At 67.2% G+C, this 21,446-nt stretch carries 19 protein-coding genes; 12 read left to right on the plus strand and 7 right to left on the minus strand.

All coding sequences use genetic code 11. The features are described 5' to 3' along the window. The first annotated feature begins 39 nt into the window (after nucleotides 1-39). Entirely contained in the window at nucleotides 40-1,308 is a 1,269-nt protein-coding gene (locus MPLG2_RS03160; protein ID WP_105187409.1) for an integrase catalytic domain-containing protein, read from the plus strand. 215 nt (nucleotides 1,309-1,523) lie between these two features. On the opposite strand, the gene MPLG2_RS03165 is transcribed toward MPLG2_RS03160, so the two are convergent. Beyond that, a complete protein-coding gene (locus MPLG2_RS03165; RefSeq protein ID WP_105184890.1) occupies nucleotides 1,524-4,058 on the minus strand; it encodes a PEP/pyruvate-binding domain-containing protein in 2,535 nt (844 codons plus the stop codon). Between the two features lie 4 nt (nucleotides 4,059-4,062). Beyond that, the gene (gdhA, locus tag MPLG2_RS03170) at nucleotides 4,063-5,403 is read right to left on the minus strand and encodes an NADP-specific glutamate dehydrogenase (protein WP_162497171.1); all 1,341 of its coding nucleotides are present in this window, start codon (nucleotides 5,401-5,403) and stop codon (nucleotides 4,063-4,065) included. Between the two features lie 158 nt (nucleotides 5,404-5,561). Between gdhA and lepA the strand changes: the two genes are divergently transcribed. The 3 genes from lepA to MPLG2_RS18250 all read left to right on the plus strand — a co-directional run bounded on the left by lepA (nucleotide 5,562) and on the right by MPLG2_RS18250 (nucleotide 8,889). Continuing rightward, nucleotides 5,562-7,394, plus strand: a complete 1,833-nt coding sequence (gene lepA, locus MPLG2_RS03175; protein WP_105184892.1) for a translation elongation factor 4 — start codon at nucleotides 5,562-5,564, stop codon at nucleotides 7,392-7,394. Nucleotides 7,395-7,549: 155 nt separating this feature from the next. Continuing rightward, nucleotides 7,550-8,143 (plus strand): hypothetical protein, encoded by a 594-nt coding sequence (locus tag MPLG2_RS18245; protein ID WP_158680828.1) that lies wholly within the window; start codon nucleotides 7,550-7,552, stop codon nucleotides 8,141-8,143. Between the two features lie 8 nt (nucleotides 8,144-8,151). Continuing rightward, nucleotides 8,152-8,889 (plus strand): hypothetical protein, encoded by a 738-nt coding sequence (locus MPLG2_RS18250; RefSeq protein ID WP_158680829.1) that lies wholly within the window; start codon nucleotides 8,152-8,154, stop codon nucleotides 8,887-8,889. 12 nt (nucleotides 8,890-8,901) lie between these two features. Here the strand turns inward: MPLG2_RS18250 and MPLG2_RS03185 are convergent, their stop codons facing one another. The 3 genes from MPLG2_RS03185 to MPLG2_RS18255 form a co-directional block, all read right to left on the minus strand. Beyond that, a complete protein-coding gene (locus MPLG2_RS03185; protein ID WP_105184894.1) occupies nucleotides 8,902-9,615 on the minus strand; it encodes a cytochrome b5 domain-containing protein in 714 nt (237 codons plus the stop codon). Nucleotides 9,616-9,731: 116 nt separating this feature from the next. After that, the gene (locus tag MPLG2_RS03190) at nucleotides 9,732-10,334 is read right to left on the minus strand and encodes a rhomboid family intramembrane serine protease (protein ID WP_105184895.1); all 603 of its coding nucleotides are present in this window, start codon (nucleotides 10,332-10,334) and stop codon (nucleotides 9,732-9,734) included. A 35-nt stretch (nucleotides 10,335-10,369) separates the two neighbouring features. Then, nucleotides 10,370-10,777 carry a cytochrome b5 domain-containing protein gene (locus MPLG2_RS18255; RefSeq protein ID WP_158680830.1) on the minus strand — a complete coding sequence of 136 codons (408 nt, stop codon included), beginning with the start codon at nucleotides 10,775-10,777 and terminating at the stop codon, nucleotides 10,370-10,372. A 177-nt stretch (nucleotides 10,778-10,954) separates the two neighbouring features. Here MPLG2_RS18255 and MPLG2_RS03200 point away from each other — a divergent pair, with 177 nt between their 5' ends. From MPLG2_RS03200 to MPLG2_RS03235, 8 genes are all read left to right on the plus strand, one after another. Then, nucleotides 10,955-11,845 carry a carbohydrate ABC transporter permease gene (locus tag MPLG2_RS03200; RefSeq protein WP_231935767.1) on the plus strand — a complete coding sequence of 297 codons (891 nt, stop codon included), beginning with the start codon at nucleotides 10,955-10,957 and terminating at the stop codon, nucleotides 11,843-11,845. After that, on the plus strand, nucleotides 11,832-12,740 hold the full coding sequence (locus MPLG2_RS03205; protein WP_105184897.1) for a carbohydrate ABC transporter permease: 909 nt from the start codon (nucleotides 11,832-11,834) through the stop codon (nucleotides 12,738-12,740). Before MPLG2_RS03200 ends, MPLG2_RS03205 begins: the two co-directional genes overlap by 14 nt. 63 nt (nucleotides 12,741-12,803) lie before the next feature. Further along, a complete protein-coding gene (locus MPLG2_RS03210) occupies nucleotides 12,804-14,168 on the plus strand; it encodes an ABC transporter substrate-binding protein (RefSeq protein WP_197710060.1) in 1,365 nt (454 codons plus the stop codon). 216 nt (nucleotides 14,169-14,384) lie between these two features. Continuing rightward, the gene (locus MPLG2_RS03215) at nucleotides 14,385-15,188 is read left to right on the plus strand and encodes an S-methyl-5'-thioadenosine phosphorylase (RefSeq protein ID WP_105184899.1); all 804 of its coding nucleotides are present in this window, start codon (nucleotides 14,385-14,387) and stop codon (nucleotides 15,186-15,188) included. Continuing rightward, nucleotides 15,188-16,396, plus strand: coding sequence for a radical SAM family heme chaperone HemW (gene hemW / locus MPLG2_RS03220; RefSeq protein ID WP_105184900.1), 1,209 nt, complete (start codon nucleotides 15,188-15,190; stop codon nucleotides 16,394-16,396). Before MPLG2_RS03215 ends, hemW begins: the two co-directional genes overlap by 1 nt. A gap of 63 nt (nucleotides 16,397-16,459) precedes the next feature. Further along, nucleotides 16,460-17,230, plus strand: a complete 771-nt coding sequence (locus tag MPLG2_RS03225; RefSeq protein WP_158680831.1) for an IclR family transcriptional regulator — start codon at nucleotides 16,460-16,462, stop codon at nucleotides 17,228-17,230. Between the two features lie 130 nt (nucleotides 17,231-17,360). After that, nucleotides 17,361-17,864: a hypothetical protein gene (locus MPLG2_RS03230; RefSeq protein WP_197710061.1), complete on the plus strand. Its 504-nt coding sequence runs from the start codon at nucleotides 17,361-17,363 to the stop codon at nucleotides 17,862-17,864. Nucleotide 17,865: 1 nt separating this feature from the next. Continuing rightward, nucleotides 17,866-19,431, plus strand: coding sequence for a GMC family oxidoreductase (locus MPLG2_RS03235; RefSeq protein ID WP_105184902.1), 1,566 nt, complete (start codon nucleotides 17,866-17,868; stop codon nucleotides 19,429-19,431). A 270-nt stretch (nucleotides 19,432-19,701) separates the two neighbouring features. Here MPLG2_RS03235 and MPLG2_RS03240 read toward each other — a convergent pair whose 3' ends face one another. Both MPLG2_RS03240 and MPLG2_RS03245 read right to left on the minus strand, forming a co-directional pair. Beyond that, on the minus strand, nucleotides 19,702-20,328 hold the full coding sequence (locus tag MPLG2_RS03240; protein WP_105184903.1) for a C40 family peptidase: 627 nt from the start codon (nucleotides 20,326-20,328) through the stop codon (nucleotides 19,702-19,704). A 185-nt stretch (nucleotides 20,329-20,513) separates the two neighbouring features. Next, complete coding sequence (locus MPLG2_RS03245; RefSeq protein ID WP_105184904.1) at nucleotides 20,514-21,128, minus strand: C40 family peptidase; 615 nt, start codon at nucleotides 21,126-21,128, stop codon at nucleotides 20,514-20,516. Nucleotides 21,129-21,446: the final 318 nt, after the last annotated feature.

A 21,446-nucleotide genomic window follows, 5' to 3' on the forward strand; every position in this document is an offset into this window, starting at 1 on the left:
AATGCCCGCGTGGGTCAGGCTGCGGGGATGGGGCTGACGATGAGGCAACGGAAGGCTGTGCTGGCGAGCCAGGTCAAGGCGTGGCCGAAGGCGACCAAGGCTGAGAAGTCGACCATTTTGGATCATCTGGTCGCGGTCAACGGCTGGCATCGAGACCATGCCCGCAAGATGATCCGGGCAGCGGTCGCCGGTGTGGACGTGAACCGGCCACGCAGGCCCCGCGAGCCTGTGTTCCGCTACGGACCTGAGGTGATCGACGCCTTGGCGGTGTGCTGGGCGGTGCTGGACGGACCCAGCGGCAAGATCGTGCGCCCAGCGCTGCCGGTCCTGGTCGCGAGCCTGGTCGCCAAGGGCGAGCTGAACGCGACACCCGAAGTCATCGACGCACTGCTGGCCATGTCGGCGGCGACCATCGATCGCCGATTGCGGCCCTACCGGCTCGGGCTGGTCGGCAACCTCAAGGGCCGGTCCTTGACCCGCCCCGGATCGCTGTTGAAATCGTCGATCCCGCTGAAGACCTGGCACGAGTGGGACGACACCCAGCCAGGGTTCATCGAGATCGATCTGGTCGGTCACGACGGCGGCGACAACAACGGCCACTTCCACTACAGCCTGGACGCTGTCGACGTGGCTACCGGTTGGACCGAAACCATCACCGTGAAGTCCAAGGGCGAAAGGATCGTGGCCACCGGGCTGGAGCAACTCGCCCTCCGGTTCCCGTTCGCGATCGTGGGCGTCCACTCTGACAACGGCTCCGAGTTCATTAACCACCACCTGATGAGCTGGTGCAACACCCGTGAGATCACGTTCACCCGCGGCCGCCCGAACCATTCCAACGACCAAGCCCACATCGAACAGAAGAACTGGACCAGAGTCCGCCGCAACGTCGGCTACTACCGCTACGACACCAGCCGGGAACTCGACCTGCTCAACCAGCTATGGCCCCTGGCCGCTGAACTGTCCAACCTGTTCACCCCGCAACAGAAGCTGAAAACCAAGACCCGCACCGGAGCGAAAGTCACCAAGACCTACGACACCGCCACCACCCCGGCCGGCCGGCTGCTCCGTGACCACCCCACCGTCCTCGACGACCAGGACCGGCGACACCTTGACAGTCGCATCACCCAGGCCAACCCGGCCCAACTACGCCGAGACATCGACCTCATCCAACGCAACCTGCTCGAACTCGCCCGCCGCCGCGGCACCATCCTCAAAGCAGCCAAACGCAACCACGTCTACCTATCCCGAACAAAAATGACGCGGGCAAAACGAAATGAGTCAACGACCCAACCCAAGCGGGCATCTTGACATGAGTCCACAGGAACGGCGCGGGATCGGGACGCTTCCGGCCGTCATCCCTTGCAGCCGACGATCTCGCGCCGGCGTGCGGCTGCCTGCCTCGGTGAGCACCGATCGCTGAAGGGTCCCATCACTGCTCACCACTACATCTGGTGGTGCGCTGACGGTTGGGTCGCAATTGGAACCGTCCCCGAATCCGGCTCACCACTGTCGCGCAATGCGGATCACCACTGCAGAACGACGCGCTGCTCGGCCACGTCGGCGTGCAGCATGAGTTCGGGCGTGTTCGCCACGTGGATCACGGCTGCCAGGGCGTCGTCCGGGTCGCGGCGCTGTCGCTGGTTGGGCAGGTCGAGGATCAGTTCGGGGCGGAACTGCACCTCGGAACGGTCGTCGAACACCGCCGCGTAGAAGATTCCCGACTCGACGAGCTCTTGGAAGAAGTGGCTGCCGTAGGACAACTCGGGCCGGAAGTCCCCTTCGGAGTACGTGGTCTCGAACAGCCCGACGAACCCGTTCAGTTCGGTGAAGTGGGTCGGCACGCCCAGCGACGGCATGGACGTGCCCCAACGTCCGGGGCCGATCAGGATCGCCGACCCCTCCAGCGACCGGTTGATCTCGCCGATCCGTCGCGCCACCGCGTAGCGGTCCGGCTCGCCGAGGGCCAGGTAGGCGTCCGGACGCACCCACACCACCTGATCGATCGGCAGGCGGACGTTGCCGCCCATGAAGTTGCCCCGGCTGGCCAGCACGCAGCGCTCCGGGGCGCGTTCAGGCACCCCGATCGAACCACCCACCCCCCGGGTCTGCAACGGACGGCACTGCACCAGGTTCAGCACCGCGACGCCATCGGGATCGCGGTTGACCGTGAACTCGATGTCCACCGGGTGCTGGTACGCGGCGGCCAGGCTGGCCAGCACCTCGCGCAGCAGCCGCGCGACCCCGGCCCCGTCCAGCAGGCCCGCGAAGTCGATCACCTCGGGGACCTCGCGACCAGGGCGTCCCAGTTCGCGCAACCGGCGGGCGGCCGCCGCGTCGGGTCGGGCCACCAGCGCCCAGTCGGCCCTGGGCACCACCGCGCGAGCCTCGGCGATCGGCACCGTGCGGGCGACGTCGGACGGCAGGTCCAGCACGTCCACCCGCCGTTGTGTCCAGCGGCCCTGGTCACCGCCGGGCGAGGACGACGGGTCGGCCAGGCTGACGATCCGGGCGTTGTCGCGCCCGGTGCGGTCAACGGCCCGGGTGCCCAGCCCGGTGACCAGCCGGGCCATGCCGGCGTCCGGCAGCGAGGGGTCCCACACGTAGAGCGAGGACGAGTTCGCCACCCCCGCGGCCAGGGGGAAGAACAGACCGCCGTGCAGGTCGCCCGACACCCGCTGCACCAGGATCGCCATCTGCTCGTCCAAGTCCAGCAGGCCACGGTCGGCCCGGTACTGCAGCGCCTCCGGCCCCACCGCGCTGGCGTACACGATGCGGACGGCGTCCTCGAAGGCGGCCAGCCGCTGCGCCGGCGTGCCCTGGTTGGCGCAGAACACGCTCGCGTACTTGCCGGCGAACGCGTTGCCGAAGTCGTCCTCCAGCAGCGAACTGGAACGGACGATGATCGGCGCCTGGCCGAAGTGTTCCAGCAGTTGCAGGAAGTCCTCGCGCAGCGTTCTGGGGAACTCGCCGCCGGGTAGCAGTCGGTGCAACAGCTCGGCCGCGCCCGGTTCGCCGCGCACGGAGTCGCCCCCCTGCTTGTGCGCCGTCCAGTGCGACCACCAGCCGTTGCTGACCAGAAAGGTGACGAACACATCGCTGCCGATGAAGAACGAGTCGTGGGGTTCCAGCCGACCCGCGAACGACTCGGCGCCGTCCTGTTCCAGGATCGCCCGGGCGACCAGCATGCCGAGGCTCTTGCCGCCGATCCGTCCGGTACCGATCAGCCGCGACGCCACCGCCAGCAGGTCGACCAGCCGCAGGTTGGCCCGGCACAGTTCCGCCATTCGGCCCCGGGCGCCGACCAGCACCTCCATCAGGGTCTCTCGGGCGGCCTCCTGCTCCGACGCGGAACCGTCCAGCGCGGCCCACGCCTCATCGACCACCGACTGCCACACCTCGGGCTGATCGATCCGCCGGGCCAGCGACGCGAACAACTGGGTGGTGGCCGCCGACGAGGTGATCGACATCGCCCGGCCGCCGCTGAGCAGGTGCGGAAAGAACATGGTGGGGGAGTGTCGCTGCCACACCTTGAGCGGCTGAACGTACAGCGCGTCGTCGATACGGTGCAGGTCGAGCAGCACCTGAGTGGTCTCGCGGATCGCCGCCACCGTCGCGTAGCTGTGCCGGTTCCGCAGCAGCGGAAAGTAGGCGATGGTGTCGAGTTCGAACAGGAACGGGCAGGTGGCGCGAAAGAAGTTGGCCACCATCAGGTCGGAGCGCCACGCCCGGTGCAGGTCGCTCAGCGGGTCGATCACGTAGAAGCCGAGCCGGCCCACCTCGGCGAGCAGATCGTGCACGGCGATGGCGAACGGCTCGAAGCCGGCGAACGGGTCGAGGGTGTGCACCTCGACCCCGGCGAGGTCGTCCAGCAGCGGCGGGCGCTGGCCGAAGCTCAGGTACAGCACGCGGCGGCCCTCGGCCAGCGCGCGGCCGACGAAGGGTTCGGCAACCGCGGCGAAATCTGCCTCGGAGTCGACCTGCCAGACCACGTTGTCGCCGACCCTGAGGTCGTCGATGATCGCGTCCAGGCCGGGGACGCCGGTGCTGGCCCGGGTCATCGCACTAGATCACACCCATGGCGACCATGGCGTCGGCCACCTTGATGTAGCCGGCCAGGTTGGCGCCGACCACGTAGTCGCCGGGACTGCCGAACTCCTCGGCGGTGGCCAGGCAGGTGTCGTGGATGTCGTACATGATCTCTTGCAGCCGGCCTGCGGTGGTCTCGAAATCCCAGGCGTCGCGGCTGGCGTTCTGTTGCATCTCCAGCGCACTGGTGGCCACCCCGCCGGCGTTGGACGCCTTGCCGGGCGCGAACAGCACCCCGGCATCGCGCAGGACCGAGACCGCGCCCGGCGTGCAGGGCATGTTCGCGCCTTCTGCGACCAACCGGACGCCATTGCCGACCAGCGTGCCGGCCTGGGTGTCGTCCAGTTCGTTCTGGGTGGCGCAGGGCAGTGCGATGTCGCACGGCACGTCCCAGATCGACCCGGAGGTGATCACTCGGGCCCGCGGGCCGACCGCGTCGGCGTAGTCGGCGACCCGGCCGCGGTGGATCTCCTTGACGTCCTTGAGCACCTCCAGATCGATGCCCGTTTCGTCCACCACATAGCCGGACGAGTCGGACATCGCGATCACCTTCGCCCCCAGGGCCTGCGCCTTCTCGACGGCGTAGATCGCCACGTTGCCGGAACCGGAGACGACCACCGTACGGTCGTCGAAGTCCTCGCCGTGCACCCCCAGCATCGCCTCGGCGAAGTGGACGGTGCCGTAGCCGGTCGCCTCGGTGCGCGCCCGCGACCCGCCCCAACTGACGCCCTTGCCGGTGAGCACGCCGGACTCGTAGCGGTTGGTGATGCGCTTGTACTGGCCGAAGAGGTAGCCGATTTCGCGGGCGCCGACGCCGATGTCACCGGCGGGCACGTCGGTGTACTCGCCCAGGTGCCGGTACAGCTCGGTCATGAACGACTGGCAGAACCGCATCACCTCGTTGTCGGAGCGGCCCTTGGGGTCGAAGTCCGAACCGCCCTTGCCGCCGCCGATCGGCATGCCGGTGAGCGAGTTCTTGAACACCTGCTCGAAGCCGAGGAACTTGATGATCGACAGGTTGACGCTCGGGTGGAACCGCAGGCCGCCCTTGTACGGGCCGAGCGCTGAGTTGAACTCGACCCGGAAGCCGCGGTTGATCTCGACCTGGCCGGCATCGGTGACCCACGGCACCCTGAAGATGATCTGCCGCTCGGGCTCACACACCCGCTGCAGAATAGACCACTGGGCATACTCGGGCCGTTCCTCGGCCAACGGCGCGAGGCTGTGCATCACCTCGTAGACCGCCTGGTGGAACTCCGGCTCGCCGGGGTTGCGGGCCAGCACGATGTCGAACATGGGCTGAAAGCTGGGGTGCAGGGTTGTGCTCACGTTCGCACCCTATTGCGACCCGACCATGGTGCGGTCCTGGTTTCTCAAGCCGGTCCAGACGCGATCCGCCGGCCGCGATCGGCAGGGTGCGTCGGTCGGTGCACGGCACGGTATCGTGAGAGGTCGTCCGTCCACCAGGAAGCTGCATGTCTGCACCACGTCCAGGCGCCACGCCACCGGAGCTGCTCCGCAACTTCTGCATCATCGCGCACATCGACCACGGCAAGTCCACGCTGGCCGACCGCATGCTGCAGGCGACGGGCGTTGTCGACGCGCGGTCGATGCGGGCGCAGTACCTCGACCGCATGGACATCGAGCGCGAACGCGGCATCACGATCAAGAGCCAGGCCGTGCGCATGCCGTGGCGCAGCGACGGTCGCGACCACGTGCTGAACATGATCGACACCCCTGGTCACGTCGACTTCACCTATGAGGTGTCACGGTCGTTGGCGGCGTGCGAGGGCGCGATCCTGCTGATCGACGCCGCCCAGGGCATCGAGGCGCAGACGCTCGCCAACCTGTACCTGGCGCTGGACGCCGACCTGCACATCATTCCGGTGCTCAACAAGATCGACCTGCCCAGCGCCCAGCCCGACAAGTTCGCCGCCGAGATCGCCCACCTGGTCGGCTGTGACCCCGATGAGGTGTTCCGGGTGTCGGCGAAGACGGGCGAGGGTGTCGCCGAGCTGTTGGACGAGATCGTGGCCCAGATTCCCGCCCCGGTCGGTGACGCCGACGCTCCGGCCCGGGCCCTGATCTTCGACTCGGTGTACGACACCTATCGCGGCGTCGTCACCTACGTGCGGGTGGTCGACGGCGCGCTGGCGCATCGCGACCGCATTCTGATGATGTCGACCAAGGCCACCCATGAGGTGCTCGAGGTGGGCGTGATCAGCCCCGAGCCGCTGCCGTCCAAGGGGCTCGGCGTGGGCGAGGTCGGCTACCTGATCACCGGGGTGAAAGACGTGCGGCAGTCGCGCGTCGGCGATACCGTCACGCTGGTCAGTCGGCCCGCGCAGCACAACCTGGGCGGGTACCGGCAGCCCAATCCGATGGTCTACGCGGGCCTGTACCCCATCGACGGGGCCGATTTTCCCGAGTTGCGCGAGGCGCTCGACAAGCTGCAACTCAACGACGCGGCTTTGACGTATGAGCCCGAGACGTCCGGTGCGTTGGGGTTCGGTTTTCGCGTCGGCTTTCTGGGCCTGCTGCACATGGAAATCGTGCGCGAGCGGCTCGAACGCGAGTTCGACCTCGACCTGATTTCGACGGCGCCGAACGTGGTGTACCGGGTGGTGATGGAAGACGGCAGCGAGCACCTGGTCACGAACCCGTCCGAATACCCCGAGGGCAAGGTGGCCGAGGTGTGGGAGCCGGTGGTGAAGGCCACGATTCTGACCCCCACCGACTACATCGGCACGATTCTGGAGCTGTGCCAGGCACGGCGTGGCGTTCAGACCGGCATGGACTACCTCAGCGAAGACCGGGTCGAGATTCGTTACCAGTTGCCGCTTGCCGAAATCGTGTTCGACTTCTTCGACGCCCTGAAGTCGCGCACCAAGGGGTATGCGTCGCTCGACTACGACGAGGCCGGCGAGCAGGTGGCCAAGCTGGTGAAGGTCGACATTCTGCTGCACGGCGACCCGGTGGACGCCTTCAGCGCGATCGTGCACACCGACGCCGCCTACGCCTACGGGGTGGCCATGGCCAAGAAGCTCAAGGAGCTGATCCCGCGGCAACAGTTCGAGGTGCCCATTCAGGCCGCCATCGGCTCGCGGGTGATCGCGCGCGAAACGGTGCGGGCCATGCGCAAGGACGTGCTGGCCAAGTGCTACGGCGGCGACATCACCCGTAAGCGCAAGCTGCTCGAGAAGCAGAAAGAGGGCAAGAAGCGCATGAAAATGGTCGGCCGCGTCGAGGTGCCGCAAGAGGCGTTCGTGGCCGCGCTGTCGACGGGGGAGACCGGCGGCAAGAAGTAGCCGTGGGGTGCAGTTGAGCCTCAGGGTGTTGCACTGCAAGCGATTATCCACAGGTGCAGGGATTCTGCAACGAGTTGTGTGGATAACTACCGAGACGGATTCGTTCGGTCTGGGTGGCGTGTAACACTGGCCCGCATCCCCAGGAGGTGCAGGGCATGCGGCGAACAGTGGCAGCGGTGGCGGCGGTAGCCGCCGTGCTCTTGGCAGGCTGCGTGCCCCAGACGCCGCCATCCCCGACCCCCAGCCCGACGCCGACGTTCATGTGCACGCCAGAGGCGGGCGGCACTGAGGCCCCGTGCTCCGAGCAGGAGTACCAGAAGATGAAGGCCAAGGACGCGTTGTACGCGGAAGCCGAGCAGGTATACCGGACGTATCAAGCGGAGTATGCAAAAGTGATTCGAAAAGGTGGTAGCACGACTCTTTCGCCGGGCTTGAAGGCGACTATCGGATCTCCAGAAGTCTCAGCGAGCGTTCTGCGAGGGTTGAGATACTTCCATGATAATGGACTGCGCCTGAAGGGTGAGGCATCTGTGATCGCTTCCGCCGCTCGGGAGCCGAGTAGGGAACGCGGCGGGTCGGTAGTGGCAATGACATTCTGCGTTGATGGTCGAAAAACGACAGTCTTCAAGGGAAGCAAGAGACAAGGTTCCGGGATTGTCGGAATCGACACGGTGTATTTTGCCCTGCGGGACGGTTCGCTCCGAATGGCGTCGGTTGACTCAAAGGTGGTCTCTTCGTGTGGCGTCTAGTCCTAACCGTGGTGATGCTGGCCTCGCTTGTTCTTGGAATGAGTCCATCGCACGCTTACGCAGATGATGGCTGTCCCGCAGGCACTCATGCCGTGTCAGCGGGCGCGGGCCAAGCGGTCGTTTCATATATACAGATTTGTGTCAAGGACAAGAAAGATGATGATTCATCGTCGAAGACGGATGAGTCCAACACCGATCGGGAGGGCTGCGAAATGAGTGATCTTGACTCGACTGTTCCGACCTCCGGATGTCAGAGCTTTGCCAACTCTTCTGCTGATCCGGCTTTGCTTGCACGCTCACTGGTGGCGAGACTGAGGCTTCCAGCACCTACTCCAGTCTTCGGTCCAGACCCAAACAAGAACGAGTGGAAGATGCTTGCAGTGGGTTTTCCAGTGTGGCTCACGACAGACGGTGTGCGGCACAAATCCGTTGTAGCCACGACAGGTGGCCTCACGCTGAGGCTCAGCGCCGATCTGCAGTCCACCACGTTCGCGATGGGTGATGGCTCGCGGGTGACCTGTACGGCGATGACGCCGTTCACGGCCTCGTCGAAGGCAGGCTCGCCGTCACCGACCTGTGGGCACACCTACACGAAACCGTCCCTGTCGAAGGGCTCGTACACCGTCACCGCGACCGCCAACTGGTTGATTCGCTGGAGCGTGGACGGTTTCTCGGGCAGCTTCCCGATGTCGTACTCGGATTCGGCCCAGCTCGCGATCGGCGAGCTGCAGGCACTCAACCGCTAAGTCGCTCGGCCGTCAGGCCAGCGTGCCGATGCGGAACTGGGTCAGCTGGCTGGCTGGCCGCTGCTGCCCGGAGTGCTGCTGTTCGAAGGCCTGCGTGGCGTCGGTTCCGCAGATCGCTGCGATGTGGTCGGCGCCGCCGGGGTGCTGGTTGACCCAGTCGGTGAGGTTGTAGACCTCGCCCTCAATGGCTGCCCAGCAGTCGGTGGCCTGGTTGTGTTGCTTCACCTGATCGAGGGTGTAGGTCTGGGCGGTGCCGGACGCGTCGGCCGTGGCGGTCGCCGCCGGCGTTGGGGACGTGCCGCCCCACACCGCCGTCGCGCCGCTGTGACCGACCAGCACCGTCATCGCGACCGACCCCACCGCTGCCACCGCTGCGGCCAGCCCCATGCCGCGGGTGAGGGGCGTCTGCTGGTCGCTACCACGCTGCAGGAAGTACCACACCGCGCCCAGCACGAGCGTGGCCAACGCCACCCAGGGCAACACCTGGCCGAGCGACTGGTGGGCGGCCGGAATTCCGACCTGTGCCGCCAGCGCGTTGCCCGACAGCATCGCCACGAAGGCTGACACGGTGCCCACGATCAGCCCCAGCACGCTCAGGCCGGCGAACGTCCGACGCCAGCGGCCCACGACGACGCAGGCGATCAGACCCAGCGCCGACAACGGCAGCAGCACGACGACGGCGTGCACCACCAACGGGTGCAGCGGCAGTCCAAAGACGTCGAACATCGGCGGGCTCCTCGAGGGTGACAGAGTCGTTGATGTGTCAACAATACCGACGCAGCGGGCAACGCCGAAGCGTTCGTGCCTGTGAATCGGCTATGCGTGCGCGCCGAGAGGCCTCGTCACAAAGCCTTTCTGGCTGCGTCGGCGCGGCCGTGCAGCCACCAGGCTGCCAGTACGCCACCCACGGCACCGCCCAGATGCGCCTGCCATGACACGCCCGGCTGAGTGGGCAGCACGCCCCACAACACCCCGCCGTACAGCACCAGCACCCCGATCGAGATGGCGATCTGGGCGCCGTTGCGGGTGAGGAAGCCGCGCACCAGCAGGTAGGTGAGCCAGCCGAAGATCAACCCGCTGGCGCCGATCGTCACGGTGTAGGGCGGGCTGAGCAGCCAGGCGAACAGTCCGCTGACGACCACCACGATGAGGGTTGCCCACCCTGCCCGGCCCAGGCCGCCCATCAGCACCAGAAAGCCCAGCACGAAGAACGGAATCGTGTTCGCCGTCAGGTGCGCCCAGTCGTCATGCAGCAGCGGGGCCACGAACACCGATGGCAGTGATGAGACCTGCCACGCGTGAATGCCGAACATTTCGAGCGCGCTGCGGGTCACCTGATCGAGCACCTCGATCACCCACAACAGGGCCGTCCAGGCGCCGATCGCGATGGCCGCGGTTCGCGCAGGCACCTGCCCCCCGCGCCGCGACAGCGTGTTGCTGGTCATGCCGTCCAGTCTGCCTGCGCGACCAAGTGCGCCACTCAGTCGGTGAGGGTGCCCACCTTGAACGAGGCGAGTTGTTCATTGGGCCTGGCCTGGTCGTCGTGCTGGTTGTGAAACGCGCTGGTGGCGTCGGTGCCGCACAGGCCGATGATCTTGTCCGGGCCGCCGGGGTGTCGGCTGATCCACTGCGTCAGGTCGTAGACGTCGCCGTCGATGGCTGCCCAGCAGTCGGTCTGACTGTTGTGCTTGGCGACGTCGGCCATGGTGTAGCTCTGGGACGACCCGGAAGGGGACGCCGCCCCCGTGGCACTTGCACTCGGCGCAGGCGCGGCGGCGCTGGACGACGCCGGGGCGGGGGCTGCCGAAGTGGCTGCGGCTCCACCGCTGCAGGCAGCCAGCGGCACGAGCGCGAGGGTGGCCAGAACGATTCCGGTGCGCAGAGTCATGTGATGAGAATACTGACGCATCAACGACCACCCAAGGCTCGCTTCGCACGGTGATACGCGCTAGCCAGAGCCACGCGTCCGGGCCGCGCGTTGGCGCACCACCGCACACACGGCCGCGTCCATTGAAATCTCAATCGGGGGTGGTTGCTGTCGGTGGCGGCAACTAGAGTCCGTGACGTGCCGAAGGTTTCGCCCACCCGCCGCATGCGCCATGCACGGCTGGCGGCCGTGCTGTTGGCGCCGAGCCTGTTCGGCCTGTCGGCCTTTCTGCTGTTCCCCATCCTGGTGGTGATCTGGCTCTCGCTGAACCGGTGGGACCTGCTGGCCCCCTTGCGCTTCGTCGGGTTGGCCAACTACGTCGACGTCTTCACCGACCCGACCTTCGGCAACAGCCTGTACCGCACCGTCATCTTCGTGTTGTCGGTGATTCCGCTGCAGACCGCGCTGGGCCTGTTTCTGGCGGTACTGCTCACCAGGGGGTTGCCCGGGTCGGGGCTCTTTCGGGTGATTTACGTGGTGCCGTGGATCTGCGCCCCGTTGGCCCTGGGTGTGGTGTGGAAGTGGATTCTCGCCCCCTACGACGGGGCACTGAACAACCTGCTCGGCATCAGTGTGGAATGGCTGTCGAACCCGGCCACGGCCATGCCGGCGGTGGCCGGTGTGACCATCTGGTCGCAGGTCGGTTACACCACGTTGTTCTTCATGGCCGGGCTGGCCGCCATTCCCGACACCGTGATCGAAGCGGCCCAACTCGACGGCGCCGGCAACTGGCAGGTGTTCTGGCAGATCAAGCTGCCGCTGCTCGGGCCGACCATGTTCTTCGTGCTCGTCACGGGCGTGATCTCGGCTTTCCAGGCCTTCGACCAGATCTACGCGCTCACCCCCAACGGCGGCCCGCAGGGCACCACCGACGTGATCGCCAGCCGCATCTACTACGAGGCGTTTCAGGGCGGCTTCAACCTGGGCCGCGCCTCGGTGATGGCCCTGGTACTGTTCGTGATTCTGGTCACGGTCACCTTGGTGCAGCAACGCTTCTTCGCGCAAAGGATCACCTATGACCTCAGTTGATCCCCGTGCACTGCCCGCCGCCGCGGCATCGGTGGCGACCGGCGTCCGCGCCCAGAAACCACAACACCTGCGCCGCAACCCGTTCGGGGACGTGCTGATCTACCTGATTCTGCTGGCGTCGGCCTCGCTGGTGCTCGGCCCCTTCGCGCTCAGCTTCATGACCGCGTTCAAGTCGCCGCAGCAGTTCGCGTCCGAGTCGTCCCTCGCGTTGCCGAACCCCTGGACGACCGAGAACTTCGCCCGGTTGTTCGGGGGCGACTACGGCTTCGTCAGCCCCATCGTGGTCACCGCCCAGGTGGTGGCGGTGATTCTGGTCGGCCAGCTGTTGTTCTCGGTGATGGCCGCCTACGCGTTCGCCAAGCTGCAGTTCCGCGGCCGTGACTCCCTGTTCTGGGTGTACCTGGCCACGCTGATGGTGCCCCAGGTGGTGATCGTCATTCCGCTGTTCGTGATGATGTCGCAACTCGGGCTGCGCAACACCTTCTGGTCGTTGGTGCTGCCGTTCATGTTCGGCTCGCCCTATGCGGTGTTTCTGCTGCGCGAGCACTTTCGCAGCATTCCCGACGACCTCATCGACGCCGCTCGCATCGACGGCGCGGGCGACTGGCGCATTCTGTGGCAGATCGTCGCGCCGCTGTCGCGCGGCATCATCTCGACACTGGCGATCATCACCGTCGTCAGTCACTGGAACAATTTCATGTGGCCGCTGATCATCACCACCGGGCGCGACTGGCAGGTCATCACCGTCGCCACGGCCAACCTGCAGAGCCAGTACAACAGCAACTGGACCCTGGTGATGGCCGCCACCACGGTGGCCATGGCGCCCCTGCTGGTGCTGTTCGCTATATTCCAGCGCAGCATCGTGAGTTCGATCTCACTCACCGGCTTCAAATGAGCCCCGCAGACCAGCATTGATGTGATCATTGCTTCTAGCCCAACTTCGAGAAGGAGAACCCCCGTGACAACGCCCAACTCCCTCAGCCGGCGCACTTTCATGACCGGCCTGGCCGGTGCCGCCCTGATCGGCGCGGCCGGCTGCTCGCCCGCCCAGCAGCAGGCCCAGTCGTCCGCGACCGCCTCGGGTTCGGCAGCCAGCGCCACCATCACCGTGCGGCTGTGGGACGAGCAGGTGCAGAAGGCCTATGACGCCTCGTTCGCCGAGTTCAGCAAGGCCAACCCGGGCATCACCGTGAAGACGTCGCTGGTGCCGTGGGCCGACTACTTCACCAAGCTGCGCACCGACGTGGGCGGCGGCAGCGCCGACGACATCTTCATGATGAACGGCTCGTACCTTCAGCCCTACACCTCGGGTTCGGTGATCGAGATCGGCAGCGACTTCGATTCGTTGAAGGCCGATTGGGTGCCGCCCGCCGTCGAGCAGTACACCCTGGGCGGCAAGCTGTGGGGGGTGCCGCAGCTCACCGACGGCGGCATCGCCATGTACTACAACAAGAAGCTGTTGGACGACGCCGGCGTCACTCCCGAGCAGGTCAGCAGCCTGGTCTGGGCGCCGGGCGGCGGCAGTGCTGACACCCTGCTGCCGATGCTGCAGAAACTCACCATCGACGCCAACGGCAAGCGCGGCGACGAGAGTGGCTTCAACGGCGCCAAGCCGAAGCAGTGGGGCTACTCGGCCGCACAAGACCTGCAGGGCATCTACTACAACTTCATCGGCAGCAACGGCGGCCAGTTCCAAGACGCCGACGGCAAGTTCGTGTTCGCCGGGCCCGAGTCGGTGCAGGCGTTTCAGTACATCGTCGACCTGATCAACAAGTACAAGGTGTCGCCGGCGGCGTCCAACACCAACGACAACGGCGACTTCACCCGCGACCAGTTCTTGCAGGGCAAGATCGCGCTGTTCCAGTCGGGCGTGTACAACCTCAAGAACGTGGCCGACGGCGCCAAGTTCGAGTGGGGCATCGTGCCGATGCCTGCCGGGCCGAAGGGCGCGGTGTCGGTGGTCAACTCGGTGATCGTCTGCGGTAACGCCAAGAGCAAGAGCCCTGAGGCCACCGCCAAGGTGCTGCAGTGGCTCGGCGCGCAACAGGGTGCCTCGTTCATCGGCAAGTCGGGTGCGGCGCTGCCCGCGGTGATCAGCGCACAGCAGTCGTTCAAGGACTACTGGGCCGCGCAGCAGGTCGATCCGTCACAGTTCGCCAAACAGGGCGCGATGCCGGCCATCTCGGCGCCGGCGGGGGCCAACTACGGCGCCGCGTTCAGTGCCTGGAAGCCCATCTTCAACGAGATCTTCCTTGGCCGCACCGAGGTCGAGGCGGGGCTGCAGAAGGCGCAAGACGCCGCCAACAAGGCCGCCGGGTCGTAACGATCCACGAGTTCAGGGGACGGTTCTCCAACCCGGTGAGGGGACGGTCTCCAACCCGGTGAGGGGATGGTTCTCCAACCGGTGAGGGGACGGTCTCCAACCCGGTGAGGGGATGGTTCTCCAACCGGTGAGGGGACGGTTCTGTGACCGTTGGAGAACCGTCCCCAAACCGTTGGAGAACCGTCCCTTGACGCGGCGGGGCCCTACAGTTGGGACGTGCAGGCAGACATCGGCATCATCGGCGGCTCGGGCTTCTACTCGTTTCTCAGCGACATCGAGCGGGTGAGTGTCGACACCCCCTTCGGCGAGCCCAGTGCGCCGCTGGCCATCGGTGAGGTCAACGGCCGCCGGGTGGCCTTTCTGCCCCGTCACGGTGAACAGCACCAGTTTCCGCCGCACCGGGTGAACTACCGGGCCAACCTGTGGGCGCTGCGTTCAGTGGGCGTGCGCCAGGTGCTGGCGCCTTGCGCCGTCGGAGGGCTGCGGGCCGACCTCGCCGCCGGAACGTTCGTGGTGCCCGACCAGGTCGTCGACCGCACCTGGGGACGCGCCCACACCATCTGGGACGCCATCGGCCCCGTCGTGCACACCTCGTTCGCCGACCCGTACTGCCCGCGCGGACGGGCGGCATTTCTGGCCGCCAACCCCGCCGCCGTCGACGGCGGCACGCTGGTGGTGATCAACGGCCCGCGCTTCTCGACCCGCGCCGAATCGCAGTGGCACGCCGCGGCCGGCTGGTCGGTGGTGGGTATGACGGGCATGCCCGAGGCGTCCATCGCGCGCGACCTGGCGATGTGCTTCTCGACGGTCTGCATGGTCACCGACGCCGACGCCGGCGTCGAAGGGCCCGGTGTTTCGCATGCCGAGGTGCTGCGGGTGTTCGCCGGCAACATCGAACGTTTGAAGGCCATGCTGCTCGACGTGGTGGGCGCCCTGCCCGAGCCCGAGGCGGACGACACCGCCACGTGCGCCTGCCGCCGCGCGCTGGACGGCCTGCCGTTGCCGTTCGAGCTGCCCTGATGCCCTCGGCGCTGCCGACCGGAGACCCGGCGCCCGCCGACGGCTCGCTGCCACCCCCGGCCATGGCCGAACTCGGCGACCGGCCGATCTCGCTGTACCTGCACGTGCCGTTCTGCGCCACGCGGTGCGGCTACTGCGACTTCAACACCTACACCTCGGCCGAGTTGGGCTCGGCGCCCGGCGCGTCACGCACCGCCTATCTCGCCGCCGCCCGGGCCGAACTCGACCTCGCCGCACACGTCCTGGGGCCGCGGACGGTCGACACCGTGTTCGTCGGTGGGGGCACCCCCACGCTGTTGGCGGCCGACGAACTCGTCGGCCTGCTGAACAACGTCCGCGACCGGTTCACGCTCGCGCCCGGCGCCGAGGTGACCACCGAGTGCAACCCCGAATCGGTCGACGAGGCCTACCTGAACGCCCTGGTCGCGGGCGGGTTCACCCGCATCTCGTTCGGCATGCAGTCGGCCCGCCCACACGTGCTCAAGGTGCTCGAACGTCGCCACACCCCCGGGCGAGTGGCCGACGTCGTGGGCTGGGCGCGGGCGGCCGGGTTCGGCTCGGTGAGCCTCGACCTGATCTACGGCACGCCCGGCGAATCGGTGGACGACTGGCGGGCCTCGCTGGCCGCCGCGCTGGCCTGCCGACCCGACCACATTTCGGCCTACGCCCTGATCATCGAAGCCGGCACCCGGCTGGCGGCCCAGATCAAGCGGGGCGAGGTGCCGCCCCCGGTGGACGACGACCAGGCCGACTTCTACGAGGTCGCCGACCGTGAGCTCACCGCCACCGGGCTGGACTGGTACGAGCTCAGCAACTGGAGCCGTCCGGGCCACGAGTGCCGGCACAACCTCGCCTACTGGCGGGGCGACCCGTGGTGGGGCGTCGGCCCGGGCGCGCACTCGCATGTGGGTGGCGTGCGGTGGTGGAACGTCAAGCACCCTCGCAGCTACACCGACGCCCTGCGCCACGGCCGCAGCCCGGCGGCTGCGCGTGAGGTGCTCAGCGCGGACAGCCGCCGGGTCGAGCGGGTGCTGCTCGAGTCGCGGCTGTCGAGCGGCCTACCCCTGTCGGTGCTCACGCCGTCGGAGCAGGCCCGGGTGCGCGACCTCGTCGCGCGGGGGTGGGTGGCCCTGAACGAAGACGCACTGACGTTGACCCTGCAGGGCCGACTGCTGGCCGACGCGGTGGTGCGCGACCTGCTCGACTGAGCAGCGTGCCGCACCAACCCCATGGCGCTGGCGAGCCGAGCGCGGGTGCGCAACCATGGCGACATGCAGCCTGATTCGCCCAAGGGCCCCGTCGAGCGGGCCCTGATGGTGCTCGAAGTCGTGGCCGAGCGTGGTGGGGCCAGCGCGAAGGAGATCGCCCACTCGCTCGACCTGCCGCTGCCCACGGTGTACCGCATCGCGAACTCTCTGGTCGACAGCGACTACCTGGTGCACATCAGGGCCGAAAGCCGCTACGAGCTGGGCACCAAGCTGCATCAGCTGGGCCAATCCCTGCACCGCCAGGTGGGCATCTCGCGCCCGGTGGCCCGCGAGATCACCCGGTTGCACGAGGACACCAGCTTCGCCGCCTACCTGACCGTACTGCGCGGCGCCGAACTGGTCATCGTCTACGTGGTCGACTCGCCCGAATGCCCCCGGCTGCCGACCATGCACTTCGGCTTCCACGACGTGCCGCACTCGACCGCTTTCGGCAAGATTCTGCTCGCCGAACAGCACGTCGCGGGCCGCGAGCTCTACCTGAACCGGTACGGCATGCGGGGGCTGACCGCCAACACCATCACCGACCGCGCGACCCTCGAGGACGAGTTGCGCGACGTCGCCCTGCGCGGGGTGGCCTGGGAGCGCGAGGAGTTTCTCGCCGGTTGGGCCTGCGCCGCCGTGCCCGTGCGCGACCCGCACGCGGGGCTGATCGGGGCCGTCGCGGTGTCGGCCCGGCCCGACCGCCTGACCGGACAGGACGCCACCGTCGAGGCCAAGCTGCGCAACGTCGCGGGCCGGGTGAGTCGACTGCTGCACGGCGGCCACCCGCGCTGACCCGACCCGCCGCGCCGCGTTCTCAGTCGATGAGAAGCCGCCCTGTTCAGCCCTGCGTACGGCTGCCTAACCTCCGAACCAGGCCTCACGCCGACCGCGGCGTATTCCCGATGATGTGAAGGAGGCAGGCGTGTCAGACGCCCAGAACGAGCCGATCGAGCCCGAGGAACTGCAGCTCGACCAGGCCGATCCCGAGACCGGCGGCACCCCCGAGCCGCTCACCGACGCGCAACAGGCGACGCTGTTCCGCGTGCTGCGGGTCGCCTACCCGCACCCGTCGTTTCCCGACGGGCCGTACCAGCGGACGTCCGCGGCCGTTCAGCAGGCCGACTCCGACGGCGTGCTGGCCGCCGGGCTGGACGCCCTGGGCGACCTGGACGGCCTGGACGACGATGCCGTCACCGCCAAGCTCGAGGCGGTTCAGGCCGAACCGTTCTTCCGGCTGGTGCATTCCACCACGGTGGTCGCCCTCTACGACGACCACGAAGTGTGGCAGTTGCTCGGCTACGAGGGCAGTTCGTTCGAGAAGGGCGGCTACCTGCACCGCGGCTTCGACGACCTCGCCTGGCTGCCCGAGGTGCGCATCGAAGAGTACGACGGTGAGCCGCGGGTCGAGATCGTGAAGGGAGCCTGACATGACGTCGATCGCCCATGACGACCCGGTCGTCGTGATCATCGGGTCGGGTGCCGGCGGCGGCACCATGGCCTACGAACTCACCCGCAACGGCGTGCCCTGCGTGCTCATCGAGGCCGGCCGCCACTTCAGCGTGGACGACTGGGAGAACGACGAGTGGGCCGCGTTCGGCCAGATGGCCTGGCTCGACATGCGTACCACCAGCGGTTCGTACCGCATCACCAAGGACTTCCCGAACCTGCCGGCCTGGATCGTGAAAGCCGTCGGGGGCACCACCACGCACTGGTCGGGCGCGACGCCCCGGTTCATGGCGCACGAGTGGAAGGCCCGCACGCACTACGGCGACATCGAGGGCGCGAACCTGCTCGACTGGCCGATCGACGGCGACGAGATGGCGCCCTGGTACGACAAGGCCGAGATCGCGATCGGCTCGACGCACCGGCACGGCCGTCCCGCTTTGCCGGCCAACAACAACTACAAGGTGTTCGCCAACGGCGCCGAGCGGGCCGGTTACCGCTACTACGCCACGGGGCCCTACGGCACGAACGCCGAGCCCTACGACGGCCGTCCGGCCTCGATTCAAGACGGGTTCAACTTTCAGGGCGACAAGAACCGCTCGAAGTGGTCGACGCTGGTGCGCGAGATTCCTCGGGCGCTCGAGACCGGCAAGCTCGACCTGCGGCCCGAATGTCACGCCACCCGCATCACCCACGACGCCACCGGCAAGGTCGACGGCGTCGAGTACCTCGACGCGTCCGGCAACCTGCACAAGCAGGCGGCCAGGGTGGTCTGCCTCGCCGGCAACTCGATCGAGTCGCCACGCCTGTTGCTGCTCAGCGCGAGTTCGCAGCACCCGGACGGCCTGGCGAACTCGTCGGGGCAGGTGGGCCGCAACTACATGCGGCACATGACCGGATCGGCCTACGCGCGGTTCGACCAGCCGGTGCACATGTACCGGGGCGAGACCATGGCGGGCATCATCGCCGACGAGGCGAAGCTCGACACCGGCCGCGGGTTCGTGGGTGGCTACTACATGGAGACCCTGTCGCTCGGCCCCGCGTTCTTGGCCGCGTTCGTCGAGCCGGGGGAATGGGGCCGCTCGTTCACCGAGAAGATGGACGCCTACCGCAACACCGCCGGCATGTGGATCGTCGGTGAAGACATGCCGCAAGAGTCCAACCGCGTCACGCTGCACGACTCGGTCAAAGACCAGCACGGGCTGCCGGTGCCGAACGTCAACTTCGACGACCACCCCAACGACGTGGCGATGCGCAACCACGGCTATGCCGCGGCGGATGCGATCTACGGCGCGGTCGGTGCCACCGGCGTGCACCACACCCCGCCCTACCCGGCCACGCACAATCTGGGCACCTGTCGCATGAGCGAGAAGCCCGAGGACGGCGTGGTCGACCGCTGGGGACGGGCGCACGACGTGCCCAACCTGTTCATAAGCGACGGCTCGGTGATGACGACGGGTGCGGCGGCGAACCCGACCCTGACCATCGTCGCCCTGGCGATGCGGCAGGCCGACCACATTCTGTCGGAGCTGAAAGCCGGCAACCTCTAGGACTCTGCTAAACAATGCTGTTCCGAGCGAGGACGTGCCCGGCGGGATGAGCCGCGGGCCCAAGATCTGGAGGTCGTACCGGGCGTACGGGCCCAGATCTGGGGCCCGTGGATCGCCCGACCGGGCGCGCCGCAGCCGGGGCATGATTGGTCAGCAGGGTCCTAGGGCACTCGTGAAATGACGACCGATTCGGCGCGTCCGCCCGCTCACTGAGCGGGGGAGCGTCCGAGATCGGTCGTCATTTCATGACGCCAGGGCCCGGAGCCAGTCTCAGGAGCCGATGATGCGGCGGGCCGAGGTGAAGTGGCCGTACCCGCTGATGGTGTCGACCTCGAGGTCGTCGCGGGTGTTGCGGGCGTGCACGAACTTGCCGTCGCCGATGTACATGCCGACGTGGTGCACGGGGGAGTAGAAGAACAACAGGTCGCCGGGCTTGAGGTTCTTGATCGAGACCGCCTTGCCCAGCCGCGACTGAGCACTCGACGAGTGCGGCAACGAGATGCCGATCTGGCGGTAGGCGTACATCATCAGGCCGGAGCAGTCGAAGCTGTTGCCGCCCGAGGCCCCCCACACGTACTGACCGGTCGAGACGCGTGAAAGGGCGGCCGCGACGACCTTCTTCGCGCGTTGGTCGGTGAGCGACACCGTCTTGCTCTTGGCGTACTCGAAGCGGGGCGTCCGATTCAGTGTCGCGTTGACCCGCGCCACTGCCAGGGAGGTGTCGAGCAACGACTTCTGGTGGGCCGCAGCCAGCGTTTCGGTGACCGTCGGTGCGGCAGCAACCGCCGGCGTGGATGTGCGTGCGGCGCCCGACGACTCGGCACCGGGCACGACCGACAGCAGCAGGCCACTGGTGGCGACGAGAGCAGCGAACAGGGCGAGGCGACGCACACGCATCAGTTGGTCTTCCTTCGTTCACGTTGCGACCGCGGGGCGGGAGCGACGCAAGCTGAGTTGAGGCTGAGATTCATCTGAGAAAAGACTAAGATGACGTGCGGCCGGGGCGCAAATCGGACGGCCCGGCGGCGTCCAGTTGGACGTTGCCGGGCCGTTCGTGAGTCACGCGCGAGGGCCGCGGACCCTCACCACTTGATGATGCGGCGGGCCGAGTTGTAGTGGCCGTACTTCTTCAGGCTGCTGACGTCGAGGTCGGCGCGCGGGTTGCGGGCGTGCACGATCTTGCCGTTGCCGATGTAGATCGCCACGTGGTGCACCGGGGTGTAGAAGAACACCAGGTCGCCGACTTTGAGGTTCTTCTTGCTGACCTTCTTGCCGCGGTGCGACAAGGTGCGCGACGAGTGCGGCAGCTTCATGCCGATCTTGCGGTAGGCGTAGAGCACCAGGCCCGAGCAGTCGAACGAGTTGGGGCCCGAGCGTCCACGCACGTACTGACCCTTCTTCACCTTGGCCAACGCTGCGCGGACGACCTTCATCGCCTTGGCGCGGGCCTTCTGCGCCTTCGTCGTCTTCTTCGGCGGAACGGTGGCGGGCGCGGTCTCGGTGGGTGTCGGCGCCGGGGTCTCGGTCGCGATGGGGTCGGGCGTGGGGGCGACCGTGGTGGGCGTGGGGCTCGGCTCGGTGACGGCCGGCGGCGTCACTTCGTCGGCCACCGCGGGCACCGCAACCGGCGCCAACGAGAACACGAGCGAGGCGCTGACGGCCAGCGCAGTGGACAGTGCGGTCTTACGAGCGAGCATCGGTGGTCCTCCCGGGTCATCCAGGGCCACCCATGTCACTGAGAGACGGTTGAGCGCACCCTGAGATCAAGCTGAGAGGACCATAAGCGATTGGTGTGGATTTCTCCAACTCCGGGTGTTCAGCGCATGGACGCCAGCGGTTCACCCCGACGTTGGTCGAGCCTGTCGAGACCTGAGCCGGAATGGGGACGGTTCCAGTTTTGTCTCAGAGAACCGTGCCTTGGGCCAGATCGAGAACCGTCCCTTGGGCCAGATCGAGAACCGTCCCTTGGGTCGGAACGGGGACGATTCTGTGATCCGGATCAGAGAACCGTCCAC

Origin of the sequence: Micropruina glycogenica, assembly GCF_900289045.1 — a bacterium.
Taxonomy (GTDB): Bacteria; Actinomycetota; Actinomycetes; order Propionibacteriales; family Propionibacteriaceae; genus Micropruina; species Micropruina glycogenica.